We start from the raw sequence: 3,912 nt of genomic DNA on the forward strand, positions 1-3,912 counted from the left end.
CACCCACACCCCTCGCTCACTCCCACACTCCCCCACCCAACTGTCAGTCCCACCCCCTATCGTTCGACGGCATGACGACCCCGCGCCCCGCAACCAGCCTCTCCGCGGACGAAGCCCGCCGTATCGCCCTCCGCGCCCAGGGCCTCCTAGGCATCCCCAACCGCCGCGCCGGCGTCCGCGGCATACTCCGGCACCTCGGCGCGGTGCAGCTCGACACCATCTCGGTGCTGGCCCGCTCCCACGAGCTGGTGCCGTACGCCCGCCTGGGCCCCGTAGGCCGCACCACGGTGGAGGACGCCTACTGGAAGGACACCCACGCCTTCGAGTACTGGTCGCACGCCGCCTGCATCCTCCCCATCGAGGAGTGGCCCCACTTCGCCTTCCGCCGCCGCGCCTACCGCAACCGCCCCCACTGGCACCACGATCTCCCGGACGGCACCTACGACCAGGTGATCAAGCAGCTCCGCGAGGAAGGCCCCCTGACGGCCACCGAGTTGGGCGGCGCCAAGAAGACCAGCGAGTGGTGGGACTGGTCCGGCACGAAGGTCGCCGCCGAACGCGCCCTGATGTACGGCGAGGTCGTCTGCGTGGAGCGCCGCGGCTGGAAGCGCGTCTACGACCTCGCGGAACGCGCCGTCCCCTCCGATCTGCTCCACGACGACCTGGACGACCGGGAATGCCTCCGCCGCCTGGTCCGCCTGGCCGGCGAGGCCCTGGGCGTCGGCACGCGCGCGGACATCGCCGACTACCACCGCCTGAAGGGTGATCAGGTGGACGCGGTGATCGCCGACTCCGGCCTGGTGCCGGTCACGGTCGAGGGCTGGGGCAAGCAGGCCTGGGCGGACCCGGCGGCCCTGGAGACTCCCCCGCGCGGCCGCCACCGTACGACGCTGCTCTCCCCCTTCGACTCGCTGATCTGGGAGCGCGCCCGGACGGAGCGGATCTTCGGTTTCACGCACCGCCTGGAGGCCTACGTCCCGAAGCAGAAGCGCGTCCATGGCTATTTCGCGATGCCGGTCCTGGCCGGCGGCCGGCTGGTCGGTCGCGTCGATCCGGCCCGCGAGGGCCACACCCTGGTCGCCAAGCAGATCACGCTGGACGGCCCGAAGGCGGTCCCGTCCGTGGCCCAGGCCCTGCTGGAGGCGGCAAGCTGGGTGAATTGCACGAACGTCCGCGTGGAGCGAGTGGACGCCCCGGACCTACGCGCCCCCCTCGTCGCGGAACTGACCCGAGCCCTGACCTGACCTGACCCGATGTGATCCGGCCGGCCGGGGGCCCGCCCCGCCTCACCGGATCTCGAGGATCTTCTCCCGCATCGCGTACACCACCGCCTCCATCCTGGAGTGCAGCTGCAGCTTCTCCAGGATGTTGCGCACGTGGTTCTTCACGGTGTTCTCGGAGATGAACAGCTCCTTGGCGATGTCCCGGTTGTTCATCCCGGTGGCCACGAGCTTGAGCACTTCCAGCTCCCGGTCGGTGAGCCGCGGCGCGGGCACGAGCCGACGCTCGTCGGTCCGCTGGATCATCGACTTGAACTCGGTGAGCAGTTTCGACGCCATCGAGGGGCTGATCTGGGACTGCCCGTCGGCGACCGCGCGAATGGCGGTGGCCACCTCGTCGGTCGAGATCTCCTTGAGCAGATATCCGGTCGCGCCCGCCTTGATCGCGTCGTAGAGATCGGCTTCCTCGTCGCTGATCGTCAGCATGATGATCTTGGCGCTGGGCGCCACCTCCTTGATGGAGGTGCACGCCTCGATCCCGCCCCGCTTCGGCATCCGTACGTCCATCAGGACGATGTCGGGCAGCAGGTCCGCGGCCTTCTCCACCGCCTCGGCGCCGTCCCCGGCCTCTCCGACGACCTGGATGTCCTCCTCGGCCGCGAGCACGATCTCCAGGCCGCGCCGGAAGAGGGCATGGTCGTCCACGACCAGGACGCGGATCGGCTCCTGGCGTGAAGAGCCCATGTCCGGGTCCATGCCGTGCGGGCCGTCGCCGGCCCCCTGGGCATGCATCGGTCCGAAGCTGTCCGCCATCGTTCCTCCCCCTGAAGGCTTAGGCCTGTGGTCCTGTGCCATCGCCAACCCAAGGCAACAACCCACCGGTTGGGCCGTTGCGGCCATGATTTCATGCCCGGACGACACCGCGGTGACGAAGCGGTGGGCGAAGTGGTCGCACACCGGAGGCACACCGGTGCCCCTGGGGGCGCACACGCGCTCCAGGGGCACCGGATCAGCTGTCGCCCGGGATGGTCAGCCGCCCAGCGAACCGCCCGCCTCGGGCGAGGGCGGCTCGGTGATCATCGTGTCCGTCCGGAGATGGATCACGCCGTAGTCGTAAGCGTGCCGCCGGTAGACGACACTGGGCTCCTTCGTCTCGGAGTCGACGAAGAGGTAGAAGTCGTGCCCGACCAGTTCCATCTCGTAGAGCGCCTGGTCGAGGGTCATCGGGGCGGCGGCGTGCGTCTTCTCGCGGACGACGAGGGGGCCCTCGCCCTTGATCTCGAGGGAGCCGATCTTCTTGGTCGGCACGTCGTCCGGCTCGTCCGCTTCGAAGGCGTGGCCGTTGCCGTTGAGCGTGGCCGCACCCGGAACGTGGTTGGGGACCTCGGCTGCGGTGAGCCGACGGACCCCGCGGCGCGTGTGCCGCTTGTCGTGCTGCCGGCGCAGCCGGGCGTCCAGCTTCTCCGCGGCGAGGTCGAGTGCCGCGTACGGATCGCTGGCCGCTGCCTCCGCCCTGATCACCGGACCGCGGGAGCGGAGCGTGATCTCCACTCGGTCGCACCGGTCGGCCTGTCGGGGGTTGGGCTCCTTGGACACCTCGACGTCGAGGCTGATCACCTTGCCATCGAGCTTCTGGATCTTCTCCAGCTTCAGCTTCTCGGCCACGTGCTTGCGGAACCGCTCGGGCACCTCGGTCTTGCGGCCCTTGACGACGATGTCCACGCAGAACTCCGTTCCCGGAGGGCTCCGCTTCAGCCGCGGAGCATCTCCCTTGTGCACCAGGTCCCGGTGAGCCCCGGAACCTCGGACTCGGTGACGTCCACCTCCTCCTCCCCCATGGGCGAGATCTGCACCCCAGCCGACCGGGTGATTGCGGAAATCCCGCGGTGCGGCATTCGGATTCGAGAGGTGTGGCCTGCGGCTTTCCCTCTCAACCGAACATATCTCGCCTGGACGGATGTCGTCACCCTCTACCGCGGCGTACCTCCGTTCAAGTGAATTGATGCTCTCACTACCTGCAACGATGCAACTTCGCAGTCAGTTCCGGTTTATTTCGAAAGAATCCGGCGTTGCGGCGATCACCGCCGCGCAGATCGCATCTCCGGTGACGTCCGGCCGCGCCATTCCAGGGCTCGTCCGCTTGCGGTCCACGCTCCCTCCCTTTGCTCCAGACGTCCGTGCTCCTGTCCTTTCCCGACTTCCTCTCCCGTACACAGGTGACACACCTTCTTCTCCGAGTTCCCCCTCCCGTGGTCCGAGTGCCACACCTCGGGGGCACCCATGCCGGTCCGGCCCCGACGCGTGAACCGTCCGCGCCTCCCGCACCACGCGCGCCGCCTCCGTCAGGGACGCACCGGTCGTCATCAGGTCGTCGACCAGCACCACCGGCCCGCCCGCCAGCAGCCGCGCCGCGCCGGGCACCACGGCCAGCGCGCCCGCCAGGTTCTGCAGCCGCTGCCGGGAGTCGAGCCCCGACTGGTCGAGGACCGTCCGCCGCTGCCGCAGCACGGCGAGCACCCGGGCCGCCGTCCCCGTCCGCCGCAGCTCCCCTGCCGCGGCGTACGCGATCCGCCGCACCGGATCGTGTCCTCGCGCCCGCACCGCCCCGCGCCCCGACGGAACGGGAACGAGCAGCACCGGCCCGCCGGGGACCCGAGGCCCGCCCCGGGGCGACGAACCACCGCCACCGCTC

General features: G+C 69.8%; 4 protein-coding genes. 1 reads left to right on the forward strand and 3 read right to left on the reverse strand.

What is annotated here, in order from left to right; all coding sequences use genetic code 11:
• The first annotated feature begins 71 nt into the window (after nt 1-71).
• The gene (locus CCN42_RS37650; protein WP_086741756.1) at nt 72-1,244 is read left to right on the forward strand and encodes a winged helix-turn-helix domain-containing protein; all 1,173 of its coding nucleotides are present in this window, start codon (nt 72-74) and stop codon (nt 1,242-1,244) included.
• Nucleotides 1,245-1,286: 42 nt separating this feature from the next.
• Here the strand turns inward: CCN42_RS37650 and CCN42_RS37655 are convergent, their stop codons facing one another.
• The 3 genes from CCN42_RS37655 to CCN42_RS37665 all read right to left on the reverse strand — a co-directional run.
• Nucleotides 1,287-2,033 (reverse strand): response regulator, encoded by a 747-nt coding sequence (locus CCN42_RS37655; protein ID WP_086173363.1) that lies wholly within the window; start codon nt 2,031-2,033, stop codon nt 1,287-1,289.
• Between the two features lie 216 nt (nt 2,034-2,249).
• The gene (gene hpf / locus CCN42_RS37660; RefSeq protein WP_386580838.1) at nt 2,250-2,942 is read right to left on the reverse strand and encodes a ribosome hibernation-promoting factor, HPF/YfiA family; all 693 of its coding nucleotides are present in this window, start codon (nt 2,940-2,942) and stop codon (nt 2,250-2,252) included.
• A gap of 315 nt (nt 2,943-3,257) precedes the next feature.
• A partial coding sequence (locus tag CCN42_RS37665) for a ComF family protein (RefSeq protein ID WP_422641251.1) occupies nt 3,258-3,912 on the reverse strand: 655 nt, incomplete at its 5' end.

The organism is Streptomyces glaucescens, assembly GCF_002154375.1.
GTDB classification, from domain to species: Bacteria; Actinomycetota; Actinomycetes; order Streptomycetales; family Streptomycetaceae; genus Streptomyces; species Streptomyces glaucescens.